The organism is Streptomyces griseobrunneus, assembly GCF_046713465.1.
Lineage (GTDB): Bacteria > Actinomycetota > Actinomycetes > Streptomycetales > Streptomycetaceae > Streptomyces > Streptomyces microflavus.
On record NZ_CP177080.1, the window covers coordinates 2,178,160 to 2,198,597 of the forward strand.

A 20,438-nucleotide genomic window follows, 5' to 3' on the forward strand; every position below is an offset into this window, starting at 1 on the left:
TTCAGGTCATGAGCAACCCCCAGCAGCTGCGGTACAGCAAGGAGCACGAGTGGCTGTCGGCCGTCGAGGACGGCGTGGCCACGATCGGCATCACGGAGTACGCGGCCAACGCGCTCGGTGACGTCGTCTATGCCCAGCTTCCGGAGGTCGGTGACACGGTGACCGCGGGCGAGACCTGCGGCGAGCTGGAGTCGACCAAGTCCGTCAGCGATCTGTACTCGCCGGTGACCGGCGAGGTGACGGCGGCCAACCAGGACGTCGTGGACGACCCCTCGCTGGTGAACTCCGCTCCCTTCGAGGGCGGCTGGCTGTTCAAGGTGCGCGTCGCGGAGGAGCCGGCCGATCTGCTCTCCGCCGACGAGTACACCGCGTTCTCCGGCAACTGAGACCTTAAGGGACCCCCTGATGTCGCTTCTGAACTCCTCACTCCACGAGCTGGACCCGGACGTCGCCGCCGCTGTCGACGCCGAGCTCCACCGTCAGCAGTCCACCCTCGAAATGATCGCCTCGGAGAACTTCGCTCCGGTCGCGGTCATGGAGGCGCAGGGCTCCGTACTCACCAACAAGTACGCCGAGGGCTACCCCGGCCGCCGCTACTACGGCGGCTGTGAGCACGTCGACGTGGTCGAGCAGATCGCGATCGACCGGATCAAGGACCTGTTCGGCGCCGAGGCCGCGAACGTCCAGCCGCACTCCGGTGCGCAGGCGAACGCCGCCGCGATGTTCGCGCTGCTGAAGCCGGGCGACACGATCATGGGCCTGAACCTGGCCCACGGCGGTCACCTGACCCACGGCATGAAGATCAACTTCTCCGGCAAGCTCTACAACGTGGTCCCGTACCACGTCGACGAGAGCGGCATCGTGGACATGGAGGAGGTCGAGCGCCTCGCCAAGGAGTCCCAGCCGAAGCTGATCGTGGCCGGCTGGTCCGCCTACCCGCGCCACCTCGACTTCGCCGCCTTCCGCCGGATCGCGGACGAGGTCGGCGCGTACCTGATGGTCGACATGGCGCACTTCGCGGGCCTCGTCGCGGCCGGGCTGCACCCCAACCCGGTGCCGCACGCCCACGTCGTCACCACCACCACGCACAAGACCCTCGGCGGTCCGCGCGGCGGCGTGATCCTCTCCACCCAGGAGCTCGCCAAGAAGATCAACTCGGCGGTCTTCCCGGGTCAGCAGGGCGGCCCGCTGGAGCACGTGATCGCGGCCAAGGCGGTCTCGTTCAAGATCGCGGCGGGCGAGGAGTTCAAGGAGCGCCAGCAGCGCACCCTGGACGGCGCCCGGATCCTCGCCGAGCGCCTGGTCCAGCCGGACGTCACCGAGGTGGGCGTCTCCGTCCTCTCCGGCGGCACCGACGTGCACCTGGTCCTGGTCGACCTGCGCAACTCCGAGCTGGACGGCCAGCAGGCCGAGGACCGGCTCCACGAGCTGGGCATCACGGTCAACCGGAACGCCATCCCGAACGACCCGCGCCCCCCGATGGTCACCTCGGGCCTGCGGATCGGCACCCCGGCGCTGGCCACCCGCGGCTTCGGCACCGAGGACTTCACCGAGGTCGCGGAGATCATCGCCGCCGCCCTCAAGCCGACCTACGACGCGGACGACCTCAAGGCCCGCGTCGTCGCGCTGGCCGAGAAGTTCCCGCTGTACCCCGGCCTGAAGTAGCACCTGGCCTGCGGTTCTGCGCATAAGGGCGGGGCACCGCGCACACTGAACGAGTGAGCGTGGTGCCCCGTCCCATGTCCCCCGCTCCGCCCTTTGCCCCGCTTGCCCCACTTGCACCGCGGGCCCCACCCCGGCCCGTACCGCACCACCTGGCCCGTTCCCGCACCACCCAGGCAGACAACGGCGTCTTCCAACCCCAAGGAGTACTCCCGTGGCCATCTCGGTCTTCGACCTCTTCTCGGTCGGCATCGGCCCGTCCAGCTCCCACACGGTGGGCCCGATGCGGGCCGCCCGGATGTTCGCGCGCCGCCTGAAGAACGAGGGGCTGATCGCGCACACCGCCTCGATACGGGCCGAGCTGTACGGCTCCCTCGGCGCGACCGGCCACGGCCACGGCACCCCCAAGGCGGTCCTGCTCGGCCTGGAGGGCGAGGCGCCCCAGACCGTGAACGTGGAGACGGCCGACGCCCGGGTCGAGGAGATCCGCTCCACCGGCCGGATCAACCTGCTCGGCATGCACGAGATCGCCTTCGCCTTCGACGACGACCTGATCCTGCACCGCCGCAAGGCGCTCCCGTACCACGCCAACGGGATGACGATCTTCGCGTACGACACCGAGGGCGCCCCGGTCCTGGAGAAGACGTACTACTCGGTCGGCGGCGGCTTCGTGGTGGACGAGGACGCGGTGGCGGGCGAGAACCCGATCGTCCCCGACGACACGGTCCTGCGGCACCCCTTCCGCACGGGCGACGAGCTGCTGCGCATGGCCCGGGAGACCGGCCTCTCCATCTCCTCGATGATGCTGGAGAACGAGCTGGCCTGGCGCACCGAGGCGGAGATCCGCTCCGGGCTGCTGGACATCTGGCGGGTCATGCAGGCCTGCGTCTCACGCGGCATGTCCCGCGAGGGCATCCTCCCCGGCGGCCTCAAGGTCCGCCGCCGCGCCGCGAACTCGGCCCGCCAGCTGCGCGCCGAGGGCGACCCGCAGGCCCACGCGATGGAGTGGATCACCCTCTACGCGATGGCGGTCAACGAGGAGAACGCGGCGGGCGGCCGCGTGGTCACCGCCCCCACCAACGGTGCGGCCGGCATCATCCCGGCCGTCCTGCACTACTACATGAACTTCGCGGCCCACGGCTGCACCGAGGCGGAGAAGGAGGACAGCGTCGTCCGCTTCCTCCTCGCCGCCGGCGCCATCGGCCTGCTCTTCAAGGAGAACGCCTCCATCTCCGGCGCCGAGGTCGGCTGCCAGGGCGAGGTCGGCTCGGCCTGCTCGATGGCGGCCGGCGCCCTGGCCGAGGTCCTGGGCGGCTCCCCCGAGCAGGTGGAGAACGCCGCCGAGATCGGCATGGAGCACAACCTGGGCCTGACCTGCGACCCGGTCGGCGGGCTCGTCCAGATCCCGTGCATCGAGCGCAACGGCATGGCGGCGGTCAAGGCGGTGACGGCCGCGAAGATGGCACTGCGGGGGGACGGAAGCCACAAGGTCTCCCTGGACAAGGTCATCAAGACCATGAAGGAGACGGGCGCCGACATGAGCGTGAAGTACAAGGAGACGGCCCGGGGCGGGCTCGCGGTGAACATCATCGAGTGCTGAGCCTGTAGGCCCCGCACCTGAGCTAGCCGTTCCCGGTTGCTGCCCGCAGGGTCAGGCCGAGGCCGACGGCTACGACGAGGAGCGAGGTGATGACGGGGCCGGTCCGTGCCAGCTTCCTGAGCAGGGGGTGGTGGCGGAGGGTACGGGCCCGGTCGTGGCTCTCGATGCGTTCGCGCAGGCGGACGAGGAGGAGGCCGGCGAGGGTGAGGGTGGCGGCCATGCCGAGTCCGTAGCCGATGACGAGGAGCACGCCGAAGGCCGTACGCCCCAGGGCTACGGCGCCCAGGAGCACGACGAGGGCGGAGGGGCTGGGGACCAGCCCGCCCGCGATGCCCATGCCGATGAGGCCGGTCCTGCTCGTGCGCCGGGCCTTCTCGGGAGCCGTTGATGTGCCTGCCGGGTCGTGGTGGTGGTCGTGGTCGTGGTCGTGGTCCGGTGGGGCGAGGGTCGCGACCGTGGAGTTGCCCTGGAGTTCCCCGGATGGCGGGCCGGCGGGCGTGGGGACCGGTGTGGCGGGGCTTGGGTGGTGGTGTGGACGGTCGGGGCCGTGGCCGTGATCGTGGCTGTGGTTGTGGTGGTGGTCGTGATCGTGGCTGTGGCTGTGGCTGTGGCTGTGGCTGTGGCTGTGGTTCGGTCCGTGGTGATGGTGGTTGTGTTGCGGCCTGCCCCGGACGGCTCCCGTGAGGAGCCAGAGGCCGATGCCGGTGACGAGGAGGCCGCTGGCGGCGCCGAGCCACATCAGGACGGTCTCACCGGCGAGATGGGTGGAGAGGGGCAGGGCGAGGCCGAGGACGAGGACGCCGGCGGTGTGGGTGAGGGTGACGGTGGCGCCGACGGTGAGGGCGTCCCGTCGGGTGCCTCGGCGGCCCGCGAGGTAGGCGGCCATGATGGTCTTGCCGTGGCCGGGCATCGCCGCGTGGGACGCCCCGAGGACGAGCGCCAGGAGCAGGGCCAGGAGTCCTACGGGGAGGGTGATCTCGCGGGCGCCGACGAGTGAGTCGAAGGCGCCGGTGACCTTGGCGAGTACCTCGCTGATCACGCCCGCGCCGGGGAGGTCCGCCGCCACCGCCGGGACGGTGGCCGTGGCCTGTCCGGGCTGGCTGCGCAGTGCTGCTGTTCGCTGGTCGAGCGGGGAGGCGAGGGGGTCCTGCGGGTACTGGCGCAGTTCGCGGGTGGTGGAGGTTGCGGGTACGTCGGCCTGGGTGATCCGGACGCCCTGGCCGGTGGCGGTCATCTCGTGCCAGCCGATGCGGGTGGTGTCGTAGGTCGATTCCGCTCGGATGTCGGTGGGCTCGGTGAGTTCGGCCGGGGCGGTCAGGTCGCAGGTGAGGCGGCTGGTCTTGAGGCCCGCTTCCCCGTTCTCGTACACCAGGGTGGCCGAGGACCGCTTCCAGTCCGCTCGCGTACCGCCCACGCTCAGGTGGAGCTGCCGGCTCAGGTCGGAACAGGCTTGCTCGGCGTGGGCGCGCGCCTCTGTGTCGCTGACCCGGCCGTCGTGGTCGGAGTCGACGGCGGGGCGTTCCTGGAGGGCTGAGATCTCTGCGCGGTCGACGACGATCCGGGCGTCGATCCGGTCGGGCCGAAGGACGAGGCCCGTGTGGTGGTTGACGCTGAAGTTGCCCAGGGGGTGGGCAGCAGCTGCGGGGGCTGCCGCCAGGCTCGCGAGGGCGGCGAGGGCGGTGGCGGTCAGGGTGGTGATGGCTCGGCGCAGGGTGTGGTTCATGGTGTCGTGTCGATTCGCTGGAGCAGGTCGCGGGCGGCGTCGGCGTGCAGGGGGTGGAAGGCAGGCTCGCGCAGTGCTTCGGTCAGGTCGCGGCGGGCCTCTTCGGGATCGCCGAGGGCTTGGTGGATGGCGGCACGGTGGTAGCGGAAGAGCGTGCTGCGGGTGCCCAGGGCCAGGGCTTTGTCGGCCTGGGCGAGGGCTTCGGTATCCCGGCCGGCTCGGTGCAGGGCCCAGGCGTACGCGTCGTGTACGGCGACGAAGGGGCGGGTGCGCAGGGTCTGTTCGGCCAGGGTGACGGCACGCTTGGGGTTGCCGTGGTCGGCTTCGAAGAGGATCGCGTCGGTGTCCGCCGGGTCGCCCGAGGCTTCGCGGATGCGGTCCTGGGCGCGCAGGAGGGCGTAACTCTCCTCGGCCCGGTCGCGGTTGCCCAGGGACTGCTCCAGTTCGCCCAGGCCCAGCAGGTGGTGGGGCAGGGGGGCGATCGCGACGGCCGCGCGGTAGTCGGCAAGGGCTTTGGTGGTGTCGCCCAGGGCCAGGTGGGCGCGGGCCCGGGTCTCCAGGAGCGCCGAATCGCCCGGGGCGGCCTTGAGCCCGGTCCGGGTGCGGGACAGGGCTGCCCGGGGGTCGGCGTCCTGGAGGTCCAGGGATGCCAGGACGTTGTGGGCGAAGGCCGTGTCGGCCGGGGTGGCCGCCGCCGTCAGGGATCGCCGCATCAGGGCGCGGGCCCGGTCGGTGTCCCCCTTGAGCTCGAAGGCGTAGGAGGCGCGGGCGAGGGAGGCGGCGTCCGGGCGCAGGTCCACCATCTTCTGCACGGCGGCGTCGGCTTCGTCGTAACGGCCCAACTGGGTGTAGGCGTCGGCGAGGACTCCGTGGGCGGAGGAGCTGTAGGGGCCGCTGATGGTGGCCTTGCGGGCCCATTCCAGCGCGGCGGGGAAGTCGTGGCGGGCCGCGGCCAGAGCGCCCATGGCGGTCTCCGCGTCCGTGTTGTCTTCGCTCTGCACGGAGAGCGAGGACCGCAGCGCTTTCTCGGCCCGGTCGTAGGTGGCCGGGTCGGCGGTGGTCCGCGCCTGCTGGACGTAGGCCATACCCAGGGCGGCCCAGCCCCCCGGATCCTTCGGCAGCCGGGCCACCCGGGCCTGGAGCGCCTCGACCGACCCACGTGGCGTACCAGCTGGCTGCTCCAGGCCCGAAGCGGCAGAATCCGTGGTCTGGTCGGGCGCCAGCATGACCGCACCGGCGGCGAACATCGCCGCCCCCAGGACCAGGGTGACCGCGATGCTCCGCAGCCGCCGGCCGCCTCGGGAGGGGGTGGGCGGTGGCGTGGACGGGGGTACGGTGTGGTCCGGGTGCACGAAAAGGGTCCTCCCCCATGGTTCGGTGGTGCCGGTGCCCGGGCCGGAGCAGCACGCCCCCGGCCCGGACACCTTCGTGGCCTCGATCCGCTTCCTGCTACGGCCGGTTCAGCTGTTCTTGCCGCGGCGGCGGAGGCGGAAGCCGCCGACGCCGAGGAGGAGCGCGCCGGCCCCGGCGAGCGCCGCCGCGTGGGTGGGCTCCATGGCCTGGCTCGCCGCGGTGTTCTCCATCGAGGCCTGCTCGGCGTTGCGGCCGGCCGCGCCGGGGCCGCGGTTCACGTTCTTGGTGTGCGGCAGCGCGACGTACGGGAACGAGGTACCGAACGGGACCTCGTTCGTGTCGACCTTGTCGCCGTCCGCGAGCGCGGGCACGAGAACACCGGTCTGGGCGGCGCCCTCGACGGCCTGGAGCGAGATGTCGATGACGTCGTCGGCGAGGCGGCGCCCGTTCGGGAAGCCGGCCAGGTCGCCCGCCAGGACTCCGAGGCGCTGGGGCCTGGCGGTGGGCGGCACCGCCATGTTGAGGCGCAGCTCCTCCGCCGGGACGATCTTCCTGAGCGGCGCGTCCTTGTTGAGGCGGTGCGCGTTCAGGTCGGCCTTGATCGGACCGCAGGCCTTGCAGATACCGGTCAGGTAGATCTCGGCGAGGTCGTTGCGGGGGGTCTTGGGGGCCGGGACGCCGTAGACCTGCTGGATGAGCTTGGGCAGGATCGGGTCGTACACCTTGTCGACGACGGGCTGGACGGTGCGGTCCTGGCTGGGGTTGAGGGTGTTGAAGGCGTCCTTGAACTTCAGCGGGACGACGACCTCGTTGACCAGCGGGTTCCCCAGGCGGGAAACCTGCTTCCACTGCTTCGTGGCGCCCTTGTCCCGGGAGTCGTTCAGGGTGACGCCGCCGCGCTCGGTGGTCGACCACACGCCGATGACCGGGTTGCGGGAGGCGTTGCCCCTGAGGGCGAGCTGCCTCTTGGGGACCTGGATCGCGATGGTGTTGACGTTGTAGCCGGCCAGGGTGTCCTGTCCCCGCTCGCTCAGGTCGCCGCCGTAGAGGAGGTCGAAGACGCGGAGGTCGGCGAAGAACGGGTCCTCGGCCTGGCCCGCGTACGTCTTGCCGCCGCCCGGCAGACCGAGGGTCGCCTGCTTGCGCAGTGCCGCGTAGTCGGGCATCGACGCCTTGCCGGTGCGGGACGGGGCGGCCGGCACACCCGACAGGAGGGTCCGGCTCTTTCCTCCGGTGGTGACGACGAGGTCGTAGACCTGCCGGAAGTTCAGGTCCGGGTCGTTCAGCGAGGTGACCTGGCCGGTGTTGTAGAGGAACTGGTTCGCGTCGTCGCGGTAGCTGCCGCGGAAGCGCCAGCTGTACGTGACGTCGGCGACCCCGTCACCGTTGTTGTCGACCTTGATGTTGTAGCGCAGGTCGTCGCCGAACGCGTAGAAGTTCGGCCCGCCGTTGGGCTCCTCCATCGGGATCCAGTTCGCCACCATCGTGACGGTGTCGGCCTTGTCGGGGCTGGTGAACGCGTACACGTCGGTGTTGTCCGCCCGCGGATCACCGGCGATCAGGGGCGCCTCGCGGTGGCTGGAGGCCGCGCTGAGACCCGGGGCGAGGGTCATCGCCCCGAGTCCTGCGGCCAGGGTGGTGGCACCGAGCACGAGCAGGGACCGGTCCAGCACGCGCCGCGAGCGGGGCCTGGCCTGAGAATCCTTCACGGTATTCCTTCTGTCTGCTGACCCCCCTGCCTCACTGCAGCCCTGAGGACATGCGGTGGCCAGGGGTGCGGGCTGATGGGATGGCGTTCGGCACCGCGCCGGAACATCTCGCACTGGCCGGGCCGGCCGGAAATGGGGGGATCAACGGGGTGGGTCAGAACCCGGTCCCGCTGTCACGCAAGCACTGCGCAGCCGTAGACAAGCACGCCGTCGCTCCGTCGTGTGCACACCCCGACCGGTTCCTCGGGTCGGCCACGCGGTCCCCGAAGGATGAAAGGGCCGGTGGGACAGGCAAATAGGCGGGTTGGACGTTCCACGAAAATCTCCGACGACACAGCCGCCGCCCGTTGGGCCAAAAGGGGAAAAGCCTTCTTATTGCAAGCCATTCGCAAGAAGAAAGATGGGCGGGAATTCACACCTCCGGCGTCACGCGCTCATCGGGAATGCGCCCGCCGCAGGGCATCCGGTGGGCATCAGCAACAGCTGGAGGCAGCACAACACCACTGGAAAGCAGACGAGTTCGGGGGCTTCCGTCAACCGGCCCTCGCCTGCGATGCCGAAGCCGCACACCCCGCGCATGCCTTCTCCTCCCGGTTCGTGACTCCAATGGGGGTGACTTCCGGGATTCGACCCATCCGCGCGCTCCTGGGCTCCGAATGCCGTTGTGAACCCGCTCGCAAATTCCCCGCGGGTCACCACACTTCCCCTGGAGCGTCATGCGTAGAAGCAAGACCGTCGTCGCCGTCTCCGTCGCTGTGGCCGCCGCCCTGTCCATGCCGGCCCTGGCATCCGCGGACGGGCGCGACGGACACGACATGAACCACCGAGGGACCAAGGCGCTCGCCGCCGTCGGGCTGACCGCCGATCAGCGCCTGGTCGAGTTCACCGTCGACCGGCCCGCCGGGACCAGGACCATCGGGAAGGTGTCCGGCCTGCGCGGTGACACCAAGGTCGTCGGCATCGACTTCCGCGTCCAGAACGAGAAGCTCTACGGCGTCGGCGACAAGGGAGGCATCTACACCCTCAACACGGCCAACGCCAGGGCCATGAAGGTCTCCCAGCTCACCGTCGCCCTCGCGGGCAAGCAGTTCGGCGTCGACTTCAACCCCGCCGCCAACCGGCTCCGCGTCATCAGCAACACCGGGCAGAACCTGCGGCACAACATCGACGACAGCGCCGCCCCCCTCGGCACCACCACCGACGGCACACTCACCAACCCCACCACGCCGCCCTCCACCGCGATGGGCGTCACCGGTGCCGCCTACACCAACAACGACCTCAACGCCGCGACCGCGACGACCCTGTTCGACATCGACGCCATGGCCGACCGGGTCTCCCTGCAGTCGCCCGCCAACGCCGGCACGCTCGCCCCGACCGGAAACCTCGGTGTGAACGCGGGGCCTGACGCCGGGTTCGACATCTACTTCTCTCCGAAGCACGGCACCAACCGGGGCTTCGCCGCCCTGAACACCGCCGATGCCGCCCGTCTGTACGAGGTCGACGTGCTCACCGGGGTCGCCCGCGACCTCGGCGCCTTCCCCGAGCGTCGGCAGGTCACCGACCTCGCCCTGCCTCTCGGCCAGGGCTGAGCCACAGCACCATGCGCGGTGGGCCGTTGTCCGGCGGGCGGCCCACCGCCCAGGTCATGAGGCCCGGTGACCGGTCAGGCCGGCGTAGACGACGACGTTGTCGGCGTACCGGTTGTCGTCCTCGGAGTAGTCGCCGCCGCAGGTGATCAGGCGAAGCCCGGCATGGTCGAGGTTGCGGTACACCTCGACCGTGGGGAAGTCGTCCTTGGGGTACGTGGCGGTCCGGTCGACGGTGAACACCGCCGTCCGCCCGTCCGCGCGCCTCACCTCGATGCGGTCACCGGGTTCGAGTTCGGTGAGCTCGAAGAACACCGCCGGTGATCCGTCCCAGGTGACATGCCCTGCGATCACCGAGGGACCGATCGCACCGGGGGTGGCTCCGGGGCGGTACCAGCCTGCCTTCGCCGGATCCTTCGGCGTCTCCATGGCGCGGTTCTTCCCGAGCCCGAGTTCCTCGAGGTCCGAGGTGACCTTGAGGGACGGGATCGTGATGCTGACGGGCCGGGACGGGGGGCAACGCGGCTGCAGGCGGTTCGCCGGAAGGTGCCTGGGACCGCGGGGCGGTGGGCGCGCCGACGGGCGGGCCTCCCTGGTCGGCGGCGCGGGGCGGGGCGGGCTGCTGCCGGCCGGTTCCGAGAGCCAGCAGCAGCCCGCCTGTCAGGAGGAGGGCGGCGATGACGCCGAGGGGAACGCGATGCCGCCGGAATGACCTGCGGTGCGCGTCCTCATGGGGTGTCCCGTCCATCGCTTCACCTTTCCCTGTGCCCCGCTGTGAGGGGTCGTCATTCACTGCGCCCGGCTGTGACGGGTCGTCGGTCCGGTGCGGAGCCGGTCTTCAGCCGTCGTGACGGACAGCCGAAGTCCGCGTCCGGCGGCGTACGGCGAACAGTCCGCCGGCCGCGAGGACGGCCGCGCCGCCGACGGCGAGGAGGCCGGGCGACTCCACGCCCTGGGTGGTCCCGCCGCCGGTCTCGACACCGCCCACGGGCATGGAGCCGACGGCCGCACCCTTGACCATGCCGCAGTTGGCGGGGGCGGTGGCGTATCCCGGTGGCGGGGCGGGACCACATCGCGGCCCTCGCCGAGACGTTCAACGGGATGCTGGACCGGCTGGAGCGGGCGTTCGCCGCGCAGCGGGTGTTCGTGGACGACGCCGGGCACGAGCTGCGCACCCCCATCACCATCGTCCGGGGCCACCTGGAGCTGATGGGCGACGACCCGGCGGACCGGGAGGAGACGGTACGGCTGGTCACGGACGAGCTGGACCGGATGAGCCGCATCGTGGAGGACCTGCTCCTCCTCGCGGGGGCCGAACGGCCCGACTTCGTGCGCCCGGAGCCCGTCCAGATCGCGGAGCTGACCGCCGACGTCTATGTGAGGGTGCGGACCCTCGGCGAGCGGTACTGGGTGCTCGACGGGGTCGCGGACCTCGAAGTGCGGCTGGATCCGCAGCGGATGACGCAGGCGATGGTCCAGCTCGCGCAGAACGCCGTCCAGCACACCGTGCCCGGCCAGCGCATCCGGATCGGCTCACGGGCCGAGGCCGAGCGCGTCGAGTTGTACGTCGCCGACCACGGGCCCGGGATTCCGGCGGAGGACGCCGAGGTGATCTTCGAGCGGTTCCGCCGGGGCACCTCCTGCCGCGGGGCCCGCACCAGCGGCGCGGGGCTCGGTCTCGCCATCGTCAAGGCCATCGCGGAGGGCCACCACGGCCGCGTCGAACCACGCCGGACCGAAGGCGGCGGAGCCACCCTCGTACTCATCCTGGAGACGGACTCATGAACCGCATTCTGATCGCCGAGGACGAGGAGCGCATCGCCTCGTTCGTCCAGAAGGGGCTGCGCGCCAACGGCTTCACCACGGTCGTCGCCGAGGACGGGGACATGGCGCTGGGCCATGCGCTGACCGGCGCGTACGACCTGATGCTGCTGGACATCGGCCTGCCGGGGCGGGACGGCTTCACCGTCCTGCGTGAGCTGCGCGAGGCGCGGGTCACCCTGCCGGTCATCGTGCTCACCGCCCGGGACTCCGTCCGGGACACGGTGGCCGGTCTGGAGGGCGGGGCCGACGACTGGATGACGAAGCCGTTCCGGTTCGAGGAACTGCTCGCCCGGGTACGGCGCGGGGTGGCCCGGGTGTTCGGGCCGCAGAAGGGGGCGACCCCGGCGGAGGTGGAGCTGCTCTCCGCAGGGCTGGAGCGGTGGGCCGCCGTCCTCACCCGGGACCTCCTCCCGGCCTCGCCCCGCGGCCTCCTCCCGGCCTCGCCCCGGAACCCGAACCCGAACGCGAACCGGCCCCGGCCCTCGCGACCGGCGTCCCGCTCGACCTGCGTACGGCCCCCGGCACAGGTGCGTCCGGCGGTCTCGGAGCCGGGCTGGCGGCCGTGGGCGCGCGTCTCCTCCCCCGGTACGACGTCCTGCTCGACGGCCTCGACCTCGACGCCCGGCTGGCCCGCGCCGACTTCGCGATCACCGCGGAGGGGGCGCTCGACCACCAGACCGTCCGGGGGAAGATCCCGGCGGAGGTCGCCCGCCGCGCCCAGGCCTCCGGGGTGGGGGTCCTGGTGCTGGCGGGGACGATCGGGCCGGGCGCGCAGGACGTCCGGGCGGTGGGCGTGGACGCGTACAGCGCGATCCTGCCCGCGCCGATGACCCTGGTGGAGGCGATCGGCCGCAGCGGCGAGTTCCTCGCCGACGCCACGGAACGCGCCCTGCGGATCATGGCCCTGGGCAGCCGGCTCGGCGAGCGGGCCGGCCGCTACGCTCCCTCCGCGTAACGGCAAGGGCCGTCACAGGCCCTGCGTCAGGCGGTGCAGCCGCAGGGCCAGCTGGATCTCCAGCGTGCGCGGCGGCTCGTTCCAGTCCGGGCCGAGGAGGCGGCCGATGCGCTCCAGGCGCTGCACCACCGTGTTCACGTGGACGTGGAGCAAGGTCTTGGTCCGGGTGAGGCTCGCTCCCTGGGCGAAGTAGGCGTCCAGGGTGGTGACGAGGTCGGTGGAGCGCGCCGTGTCGTAGTCCAGTACGGGGCCCAGCGTCCTGCGCACGTACCCGCCCAGGTCGGCCTGGTCGCCCAGGAGTACGCCGATGAAGCCGAGGTCCGCGATGGCCCCGCCGCTCCCCGTGTGGCCGAGCGCGCGCAGGGCGGAGAGGCAGCGGTCGGCCTCGCTGTGGGCGCCGGGGAGTTCGGCCGGGCCGGTGGCGGGGCCCGCCGCGCCGACGGTGACGGGGCAGCCGGCCGCCTGTGCCAGTTCGGCGGCGAGCGCCTGGGCTTCGGGGCCCGGGGCGTCGGAGGGGGCGACCAGGACGACGTGGTCGTGGTGGAGACCGGCGAGGCCGTTGCGGGTCTGGGCGCTCCTCGCGGCGGCGGCCAGCAGGCGGTGGCGGGGGGCCACCTCGCTGTGGGCCACGAACACGCTGTGCAGGCGGCCCAGGTCGACGCCGAGGCGGCGGGCCCGGGCGGTCAGGGTGCCCGGGTCGCCGGTGCGCGAGAGCAGGTCGCCGAGCAGCTCGCCCCGTACCCGGTCCTCCGTCTCGGCGACCGAGCGGCGCAGCAGCATCAGGAGCGCGGTGACCACGCTGGCCCGCTCGAACAGCAGCCGGTCGGCGTCGGCGAGGCCCGCCCGGCCGGTCAGCGCGATGGAGCCGAGGAGTTCGGGCCCGGCGAGGACCGCGCAGACCCAGGTGCCGTTCAGGGGGACGGCCCGGCCCCGGGCCCTGGAGGCGGCGACCGCGGGGGTGGGCGGGGGCTGCGGTTCGGTGCGGGCGCGGGCGAGTTCGGCGCCGTCCGCGTCGTGGATGAGGATGCCGCCGTCCAGGATGTCGGCGAGGGCGGCGGCCACGTCGTCGGCGCCGCCGCCGCGCAGGACGAGGTCGGTGAGCTGGTCGTGGGCCTCCTCGGCGCGGCGCATCGCCTCGCTGTGCGTCCTGATGGTCTCGGAGGCGGCGTTGAGGTCGACGAGCGCGGCCCGGGTCTCCTCCAGCAGCCGGGCGCCGTCGATGGCGATCGCCGCGTGGTCGGCGAGCGAGGAGAGCAGCGCCACCTCCCCGGCGGTGAACTCGCGGGGTGCGCGGTCGGCGGCGTACAGGACTCCGATGATGCGGCTGCCCAGCCGCAGCGGTACGCCGAGGATCGCGCGCAGGCCCTCGTCCAGGACGGCGCTGTCGATGGTGGTGGTGTGGTGGAAGCGGGTGTCGGCCCGGTAGTCGCCGGTGGCGTACGGGCGGGCCGTCTGGGCGACGAGTCCGCCCAGCCCCTCGCCCATGCCGAGCCGCACCTTCTGGAACGCCTCGGCCACCGATCCGTCCGTGACCCGCATATAGGTGTCGCCCGCGGCGTCGTCGTTGAGGGAGAGGTAGGTGACGTCGGTGCCGAGCAGCAGTTTGGCCCGGTGCACGATGGCCCGCAGGACGGCGTCCAGGTCGCGCAGGGCCGCGAGGTCGCTGGCCGTGTCGAACAGTGCGGTGAGCTGCGCCTCGCGTACCCGGTGCTGGCTGAGGGTGCGCCGGATGCGCAGCGCCACGGTGGTGGCCTCGGCGATCTCGGCAAGTTCGGCGGCGGGGGCGCCCGCCTCCCGGGCGGTGGCCGCGGGCCGGTCGAACTCCTCGGCCGCCGCGCCCTGGGCCAGCAGGTCGAGAAGGCCGCGCAGGGCTGCCGCGGAGTGCTGCGGGCCGGGGGCTGTCACGCCGGTGAGCATACGGTGATCGCCTCCCAGGGGCGTACGGACGGCCTGGCCCCTCCCGCACACCGTACGGAGCCGGGCGCGGGAGGGAGCGGGCCGGCGGCCGAAGGGGGTCGGCCGGCGAGGGGTCGGGTCAGCCGCCGAGCGTGACCGAGTCCTTACGGGTGGCCGTCGGCGCGGCCGGGACCGGACCGTGCAGGCCGTCCTTGGCCAGGTCGCGGCCCCGGGTCTCCTTCGCGATCCACACCGTCACCGCGGTGACCAGGGCGGCGAAGCAGAGGTAGAAGGAGATCGGGACGGACGAGCGGTAGTCCTTGAGCAGTTCGACCGCGATGAGCGGGGCGAGCGCGCCGCCGATGATCGAGGCGAGCTGGGAGCCCATCGAGGCCCCGGAGTAGCGGACCTTCGTGTCGAACATCTCGGAGATGAAGGCCGCCTGCGGCCCGTACATCGCGCCGTGCAGCAGCAGGCCGACGGTGACCGCGAGGACGATCACCGGGAACGACTTGGTGTCCAGGAGCGCGAAGAAGCCGAAGGCCCAGACGGCCATGCCGAGGGCGCCGATCAGGGTCACGGGCCGGCGGCCGAGCCGGTCCGAGAGCGCGCCCCACAGCGGGATGGTGACGAAGTGGACGGCTGAGCCGATCAGTACGGCGTTCAGCGCGTCGCTCTTGGACATCTCCAGGTGCACGGTCACGTAGACGAGGAGGAACGCGGTGAGGATGTAGTACGAGATGTTCTCGCCGAAGCGGGTGCCGATGGCGAGGAGCACCTCGCGCCAGTTCTTGCGGAACACCGCGACGACGGGGGCCTGTTCCTTGACGCCCGCGGCGGCCTGCTCCTGCGCCTTCTTCTGCGCCTCCAGGAAGACCGGGGACTCCTCGACCGAGATCCGGATCCACAGGCCGATCATGACGAGGACACCGGAGAGCAGGAACGGGATGCGCCAGCCCCAGGCGAGGAAGGTCTCGTCGGACTGGACGGTGGCGAGCAGCGCCAGGACCCCGGTCGCGAGCAGGTTGCCGCCGGGGGCCCCGGCCTGCGGCCAGGAGGCCCAGAAGCCGCGCCGCTTGTCGCCGCCGTGTTCGGAGACGAGCAGCACCGCGCCACCCCACTCGCCGCCGAGCGCGAAGCCCTGGACCAGGCGCAGGACCGTCAGCAGGATCGGCGCCCAGACGCCGATGCCGGCGTGGGTGGGCAGCAGGCCCATGAGGAAGGTGGCCCCGCCCATCATGAGCAGGCTGATCACCAGGAGCTTCTTGCGGCCGATCTTGTCGCCGTAGTGACCGAAGACGACGCCGCCGAGCGGACGGGCGGCGAAGCCGACCGCGTACGTGAGGAAGGCCAGCAGGGTGCCGACCAGCGGGTCGCTGCTGGGGAAGAACAGCGTGTTGAAGACGAGCGCGGCGGCCGAGCCGTAGAGGAAGAAGTCGTACCACTCGATGGTGGTGCCGACGAGGCTGGCCGCGACGATCCGGCCGATGCGGCTGTTGCCGGGCGGGGCGGAGGGCTGGGCGGAGGTTGGGGAACCCATGATGAGTCACCGCGTTTCGTTGGCAGGTCTGTCAGGGACGGGGTGCGGGTGGTACGGGGGTGGTGCTGGTGGTGCGCCCGGCTTCGGTGGGGGCCGGAGACGGGTGGGGGGTCAGCGGGCGCCCCAGCCTCCGTCGACGGGGAGGGAGGCGCCGGTGATGTACGAGGTGTGGGGACCGCAGAGCCAGACGCAGACGGCGGCGACCTCCTCGGGCTCGATCAGCCGCTTGATCGCGGACCGGTCCAGGAGGACATCGGCGACGACCTCGTCCCGGGGGATGCCGTGCGCGGCGGCCTGGGCCGCGATCTGGCCCTCGACCAGAGGTGTCCGTACGTAACCGGGGTTGACGCAGTTGCTGGTCACCCCGTGCGGGGCCCCCTCCAGGGCGGCCACCTTGCTCAGCCCCTCCAGGCCGTGCTTGGCAGCCACGTAGGCGGACTTGAAGGGGCTGGCCCGCAGACCGTGCATGCTGGAGACGTTGACCAGCCGGCCCCACCCCCCGGCGTACATGTGCGGGAGGCAGTGCCGCATCAGGAGGAACGGGGCCGTCAGCATCACCTTCTGGATCAGCTCGAACCGGTCCGGCGGGAAGTCCTCGATGGGGGCCACGTGCTGCAGCCCGGCGTTGTTGACCAGGATGTCCACGGCCCTCGGCAGCGCCCCGATCGCCCCCGCGTCGGCGAGGTCCACGACATGGGCCACCCCGCCGGTCGCGGCGGCGACGGCCTTGGCGGCGTCGCCGTCGCGGTCGGCCACATGGACGAGGGCACCGGCCGCGGCGAGCGCCTCGGCGGTGGCCCGTCCGATACCGCTGCCGCCACCGGTGACCAGGGCGGTGCGCCCGCTGAGGTCCACGGCTCCGGCACCCTGCGCCGAGGGGCCGGGCGCTGCGTGAAATTGGCTCGTCATGGCCGGAAACGCTAGAGATACCCGGCCGGACATCCCATGGCACGGACCTCCACAGTAAAGGCGGCCGGTGTGGGGGCCGTCACCACTGCCTAACCGTTCAGCGGGCAGTGGGTGAGCAGTTTCTCCGGACCGGCTCCCTCGGGCAGCTTCAGCGTGCGGCTCGACGGGGGCCGACGGCCGTCGTCCAGCCAGCGTTCCAGCGCGGCGGCCGCCGAGCGGTGGCACGGCACCAGGGGGCGCACCCGGCCGGGGTAGGCGTCGGCGAGCGAGTCCACATGGGTGCCCGCCTCGACGCGGTAGTACCGGTGGAGGTGGCCCCGGCCCTCCCGCTCCACCAGCCGCGCGTAGACGTCCGAGCTGCGGGAGATGGGCAGAAGGACGTCGTAGGTGCCGTGGAAGCTGATCAGGGGCTTGCCGATACGGCCGGTGAGAGCGATCTTCGCGACCGCCCTCCTGACCTCCCCGGGCCGGTCGGCGTAGGCGTAGTCGGCGTCGCAGGCCGGGGTGCCCGGCGCGCAGAACGGCGTCCCGGCCTCCGTCGCCCCGTCGAACTCCGGGTCCAGCTCCTCCCGGTAGATACGCTGAGTGAGGTCCCAGTAGTACTGGTGGTGGAAGGGCCAGAGGAACTCCGACCCTGCCGGATAGCCCGCTGCCTTCATCGCCCGGTGGGCCTGCCCGGCGCCCGCGCCTCCGGCCGCGTACGCCGGATAGTGCCGCAGCGCGGGCGGGAGGAAGGTGAGGAGGTTCGGCCCCTCGGTGCGCCAGAGGGTGCCTTCCCAGTCCACCCCGCCGTCGTACAGCTCGGGGTGGTTCTCCAGTTGCCAGCGCACCAGATAGCCGCCGTTGGACATCCCCATCGCCAACGTGCGGGAGGGCGGGCGTTGGTAGCGGCGGGCGACCACCTGGCGGGCCGCGCGGGTGAGCTGGGTGACCCGGTGGTTGCCTTCGGCGAGGGCGTCGCCGGGGGTCCTGCCGTCGCGGTGGAAGGCGGCGCCGGTCGCGCCCTTGTCGGTGGCGGCGAACGCGTAGCCCTGGGAGACCGCCCAGTCCCCGAAGGCCCGGTCGTTGGCGTACTGCTCGCGCACACCCGGCGCCCCGGATACGACCAGGCCGCCGTTCCAGCGGTCGGGGAGGCGGATGACGAACTGGGAGTCGTGGTTCCAGCCGTGGTTGGTGTTGGTGGTGGAGGAGTCGGGGAAGTAGCCGTCGATCTGGATGCCGGGGACGCCTCGTGGGGTGGCCAGCCCTGCCGGGGTGAGTCCCGCCCAGTCGGCGGGGTCGGTGTGGCCCGAGGCTACGGTTCCGGCAGTCGTCAACTCTGTTAGGCAGAAAGCCTGTTGGCGGGCGGCCCCGGGGACCTCGGCCGCGTCGATACGGGAGCAGTGGGCGGGGCGGGCCGTCTCCGGGGGCAGGGGTGCGGCGGCGGACGGGGCCGCCGTCCAGGCGGTCAGGGCGGCAGCGGCGACGGCGGCGGGGCGGAGCCATCGGCGGTGGCGTCTCTGCGGGGCGCGTGGCATCGGGAAGACCTCCTTCAGGTCAGGGGCAGGAGCCGGTGGCGATCGTGTAGTGGCCCGCCGGGGACTCCTTGAGGGTGTGGGTCACGAAGGTGTTGTAGAGGCCGAGGTTCTGGCCGGAGCCCTTCGCGTACACATAGCCGCCGGTGGTGGTGGCCCGGCCGGTGCGTACGTGCTCGTAGTTGCTCGCGGTCCAGCAGGCGGCGGGCGGAGCGGGCGGGTCGGTCGGTGGCTCGGTCGTCGTCCCGTCCAGGCCGAAGAATTCGGTGATCCAGTAACTGGAGCAGATCGAGGCGATGAAGTGCTGGGTGCCGGTGGCGCCGCACTGTTCGGGGCCGCTGCCGGGGGCGACCGGGGTGCCGTGACCGATGCCCGGCACCTTGTTGACCTCGACGGCCGTCTGTCCGCCGGCCGATACGTACTCGCTCCTGCGGGTGTTGTTCGGGCCGAGCGTGGAGGTACGGGACGGGGTCTGGCCGATGCCGTGCACCGCCGTCCACTGGTCCCGCAGTTCGTCGGCGTTCCTCGGGGCGACGGTCGGGTCGTTGTCGCCGTGCCAGACCGCGACCCTCGGCCAGGGTCCGGCGAACCCGGGGTGCGCGTCGCGGACGGCCTGCGCCCAGGCGGCGGGGGTGCGGTCGGCGCCGGGGCTCATGCAGCTGAACGCCGAGACCACGTCGACCCCGCAGCCGTACGGGATTCCGGCGACCACCGCGCCCGCGGCGAACACCTCCGGGTAGGCGGCGAGCATGACCGACGTCATCGCCCCGCCCGCCGAGAGGCCCGTCACCTGGGCGCGGGCCGGGTCGGTGCCGTACGCGGCGGTGGCGTGGGCGACCATCTGCCGGATCGAGGCGGCTTCGCCCTGGCCCCTCCGGGTGTCGCCCGGCTGGAACCAGTTGAAGCACTTGTTGGCGTTGTTGGCGGTGGTGGTCTCGGCGTAGAGGACCAGGAAACCGTGCCGGTCGGCGAAGGTGTTGAGCCCGGAGTTGTCGGCGTAGACCTGTGCGCTCTGGGTGCAGCCGTGCAGGGCGACGACGACGGGGGCGTTCGCGGGCGGGGCGGCGGGGCGGTGGACGTACATGGTGAGGGCGCCGGGGTTGGCCCCGAAGTTTCCGACGCGTTCGAGGGCGGCGGCGGCCCGGGGCGCTTCGGTCGGCGCGACAGCTGCCTGCGCCTCGGCGGCCGGGGGGGCGAGCGCGGCTCCGGTGGCGAGCGTGACGGCGGCGGCGAGCGTGGGGACGAGGCGGCTCCAGGGGCCGCCGAAGCGCGGCCTGCGTGATGGTGCCGGGTGCGACGGCGTGACGTACGGCAACGTGACCTCCCGTGGGCGGCGGCACGGGATCGCCCGTGATCCCGTGGCCCCGGCGGCGCTGTCCGGCAGCGCATCCGAGGTCCGTCACCGTAGGAAGCGCGCGGTGGGCCGGGGAATGGCGGTGCCCGCCACAACCCGGCCAGGAACGGAGCGCCGCCACCCGTTGTGGGAGCCCCCGCCCCGCTGCTACGCGCGTACGGGCCGGGCGGCGTCGGTAGCCAGCCGTACGGTCAACTCCGCGCCGGTGGCGGCCCGGACCTCGTCCACCGTCACGCCGTCCGCCAGTTCCCGGAGCAGGAACCCCTCGGCGGTGATGTCCAGCACCGCGAGATCCGTGATGACTTGGTGCACCACGCCCCGACCGGTGAGGGGCAGCGTGCACTCCCCCAGCAGCTTCGGCGAACCGTCCCGCGCGGTGTGCTCCATCACCACGATGACGTGCCGGGCCCCGTGGACGAGGTCCATGGCTCCGCCCATCCCCTTGACCACCTTGCCGGGGATCACCCAGTTCGCGAGATCGCCGCAGGCGGAGACCTGCATGGCCCCCAGGACCGCCACGTCGATATGGCCTCCCCTGATCATCGCGAAGGAGAGCGCGGAGTCGACGCAGGAGGCCCCGGGCAGCAGGGTCACCGTCTCCTTGCCCGCGTTGATGAGATCGGGCAGGACGCCGGTCTCCTCGGGGTACGGTCCGACGCCCAGCAGGCCGTTCTCCGACTGGATCACCACCTCGACGCCCTCGGGCAGGAAGTTGGGTATCAGGGTCGGCAGGCCGATGCCGAGGTTGACGTAACTGCCGTCGCCCAGCTCCCGGGCGGCGCGGGCCGCGAGCTGTTCACGGGTCAGTGCCAT

General features: G+C 72.1%; 15 protein-coding genes and 3 pseudogenes. 7 read left to right on the forward strand and 11 right to left on the reverse strand.

Features of this window, described 5'->3' with window-relative positions; translation table 11 throughout:
• Positions 1-8: 8 nt before the first annotated feature.
• The 3 genes from gcvH (at position 9) to ACK8N7_RS09535 (ending at position 3,262) form a co-directional block, all read left to right on the forward strand.
• Entirely contained in the window at positions 9-386 is a 378-nt protein-coding gene (gene gcvH / locus ACK8N7_RS09525; RefSeq protein WP_006127740.1) for a glycine cleavage system protein GcvH, read from the forward strand.
• 19 nt (positions 387-405) lie between these two features.
• Positions 406-1,665: a serine hydroxymethyltransferase gene (glyA, locus tag ACK8N7_RS09530; protein ID WP_403214892.1), complete on the forward strand. Its 1,260-nt coding sequence runs from the start codon at positions 406-408 to the stop codon at positions 1,663-1,665.
• 211 nt (positions 1,666-1,876) lie between these two features.
• Positions 1,877-3,262: an L-serine ammonia-lyase gene (locus ACK8N7_RS09535; protein ID WP_403214890.1), complete on the forward strand. Its 1,386-nt coding sequence runs from the start codon at positions 1,877-1,879 to the stop codon at positions 3,260-3,262.
• Positions 3,263-3,284: 22 nt separating this feature from the next.
• On the opposite strand, the gene ACK8N7_RS09540 is transcribed toward ACK8N7_RS09535, so the two are convergent.
• The 3 genes from ACK8N7_RS09540 to ACK8N7_RS09550 form a co-directional block, all read right to left on the reverse strand.
• A complete protein-coding gene (locus ACK8N7_RS09540) occupies positions 3,285-4,985 on the reverse strand; it encodes a nickel/cobalt transporter (RefSeq protein ID WP_500441879.1) in 1,701 nt (566 codons plus the stop codon).
• Positions 4,982-6,337: a tetratricopeptide repeat protein gene (locus ACK8N7_RS09545; RefSeq protein WP_500441881.1), complete on the reverse strand. Its 1,356-nt coding sequence runs from the start codon at positions 6,335-6,337 to the stop codon at positions 4,982-4,984. The genes ACK8N7_RS09540 and ACK8N7_RS09545 overlap by 4 nt, the downstream gene beginning before the upstream one ends.
• 108 nt (positions 6,338-6,445) lie before the next feature.
• Complete coding sequence (locus ACK8N7_RS09550) at positions 6,446-8,047, reverse strand: DUF4331 domain-containing protein (RefSeq protein WP_500441883.1); 1,602 nt, start codon at positions 8,045-8,047, stop codon at positions 6,446-6,448.
• A 716-nt stretch (positions 8,048-8,763) separates the two neighbouring features.
• Here ACK8N7_RS09550 and ACK8N7_RS09555 point away from each other — a divergent pair.
• Positions 8,764-9,636 (forward strand): DUF4394 domain-containing protein, encoded by an 873-nt coding sequence (locus tag ACK8N7_RS09555; protein WP_500441884.1) that lies wholly within the window; start codon positions 8,764-8,766, stop codon positions 9,634-9,636.
• Positions 9,637-9,690: 54 nt separating this feature from the next.
• On the opposite strand, the pseudogene ACK8N7_RS09560 reads toward ACK8N7_RS09555, so the two are convergent.
• Positions 9,691-10,381: pseudogene (locus tag ACK8N7_RS09560) on the reverse strand (class F sortase).
• Between the two features lie 90 nt (positions 10,382-10,471).
• Positions 10,472-10,654, reverse strand: a complete 183-nt coding sequence (locus tag ACK8N7_RS09565; protein ID WP_403210091.1) for a GVDTG sorting domain-containing protein — start codon at positions 10,652-10,654, stop codon at positions 10,472-10,474.
• Between ACK8N7_RS09565 and ACK8N7_RS09570 the strand changes: the two are divergent.
• From ACK8N7_RS09570 to ACK8N7_RS09580, 3 genes and pseudogenes are all read left to right on the forward strand, one after another.
• Positions 10,632-11,418: pseudogene (locus tag ACK8N7_RS09570) on the forward strand (sensor histidine kinase); the annotation flags it as partial. The gene ACK8N7_RS09565 and the pseudogene ACK8N7_RS09570 overlap by 23 nt on opposite strands.
• Positions 11,415-11,828: pseudogene (locus ACK8N7_RS09575) on the forward strand (response regulator transcription factor); the annotation flags it as partial. The pseudogenes ACK8N7_RS09570 and ACK8N7_RS09575, both read left to right, overlap by 4 nt.
• A gap of 8 nt (positions 11,829-11,836) precedes the next feature.
• Entirely contained in the window at positions 11,837-12,412 is a 576-nt protein-coding gene (locus ACK8N7_RS09580; RefSeq protein WP_500441886.1) for a glycerate kinase, read from the forward strand.
• 12 nt (positions 12,413-12,424) lie between these two features.
• Here ACK8N7_RS09580 and ACK8N7_RS09585 read toward each other — a convergent pair whose 3' ends face one another.
• From ACK8N7_RS09585 to ACK8N7_RS09610, 6 genes are all read right to left on the reverse strand, one after another.
• Entirely contained in the window at positions 12,425-14,329 is a 1,905-nt protein-coding gene (locus ACK8N7_RS09585; protein WP_403210040.1) for a helix-turn-helix domain-containing protein, read from the reverse strand.
• Positions 14,330-14,447: 118 nt separating this feature from the next.
• Complete coding sequence (locus tag ACK8N7_RS09590; RefSeq protein WP_403210038.1) at positions 14,448-15,848, reverse strand: MFS transporter; 1,401 nt, start codon at positions 15,846-15,848, stop codon at positions 14,448-14,450.
• A 111-nt stretch (positions 15,849-15,959) separates the two neighbouring features.
• Positions 15,960-16,757, reverse strand: a complete 798-nt coding sequence (locus ACK8N7_RS09595; protein WP_403210036.1) for a 3-hydroxybutyrate dehydrogenase — start codon at positions 16,755-16,757, stop codon at positions 15,960-15,962.
• Positions 16,758-16,846: 89 nt separating this feature from the next.
• Complete coding sequence (locus tag ACK8N7_RS09600; protein WP_500441889.1) at positions 16,847-18,274, reverse strand: 3-hydroxybutyrate oligomer hydrolase family protein; 1,428 nt, start codon at positions 18,272-18,274, stop codon at positions 16,847-16,849.
• Between the two features lie 19 nt (positions 18,275-18,293).
• Positions 18,294-19,586: an extracellular catalytic domain type 1 short-chain-length polyhydroxyalkanoate depolymerase gene (locus ACK8N7_RS09605; protein WP_500441890.1), complete on the reverse strand. Its 1,293-nt coding sequence runs from the start codon at positions 19,584-19,586 to the stop codon at positions 18,294-18,296.
• A 186-nt stretch (positions 19,587-19,772) separates the two neighbouring features.
• Entirely contained in the window at positions 19,773-20,438 is a 666-nt protein-coding gene (locus ACK8N7_RS09610; protein ID WP_403210032.1) for a CoA transferase subunit B, read from the reverse strand.

What these genes read in the sequence shown, in the direction of transcription:
- gcvH (WP_006127740.1), top strand. Translation starts at nt 9, where the DNA reads ATGAGCAACCCCCAGCAGCTGCGGTACAGCAAGGAGCACGAGTGGCTG.
- glyA (WP_403214892.1), top strand. Translation starts at nt 406, where the DNA reads ATGTCGCTTCTGAACTCCTCACTCCACGAGCTGGACCCGGACGTCGCC.
- ACK8N7_RS09540 (WP_500441879.1), bottom strand. Translation starts at nt 4,985, where the DNA reads ATGAACCACACCCTGCGCCGAGCCATCACCACCCTGACCGCCACCGCC.
- ACK8N7_RS09555 (WP_500441884.1), top strand. Translation starts at nt 8,764, where the DNA reads ATGCGTAGAAGCAAGACCGTCGTCGCCGTCTCCGTCGCTGTGGCCGCC.
- ACK8N7_RS09565 (WP_403210091.1), bottom strand. Translation starts at nt 10,654, where the DNA reads ATGGTCAAGGGTGCGGCCGTCGGCTCCATGCCCGTGGGCGGTGTCGAG.
- ACK8N7_RS09585 (WP_403210040.1), bottom strand. Translation starts at nt 14,329, where the DNA reads ATGCTCACCGGCGTGACAGCCCCCGGCCCGCAGCACTCCGCGGCAGCC.
- ACK8N7_RS09590 (WP_403210038.1), bottom strand. Translation starts at nt 15,848, where the DNA reads ATGGGTTCCCCAACCTCCGCCCAGCCCTCCGCCCCGCCCGGCAACAGC.
- ACK8N7_RS09595 (WP_403210036.1), bottom strand. Translation starts at nt 16,757, where the DNA reads ATGACGAGCCAATTTCACGCAGCGCCCGGCCCCTCGGCGCAGGGTGCC.
- ACK8N7_RS09600 (WP_500441889.1), bottom strand. Translation starts at nt 18,274, where the DNA reads ATGCCACGCGCCCCGCAGAGACGCCACCGCCGATGGCTCCGCCCCGCC.
- ACK8N7_RS09610 (WP_403210032.1), bottom strand. Translation starts at nt 20,438, where the DNA reads ATGGCACTGACCCGTGAACAGCTCGCGGCCCGCGCCGCCCGGGAGCTG.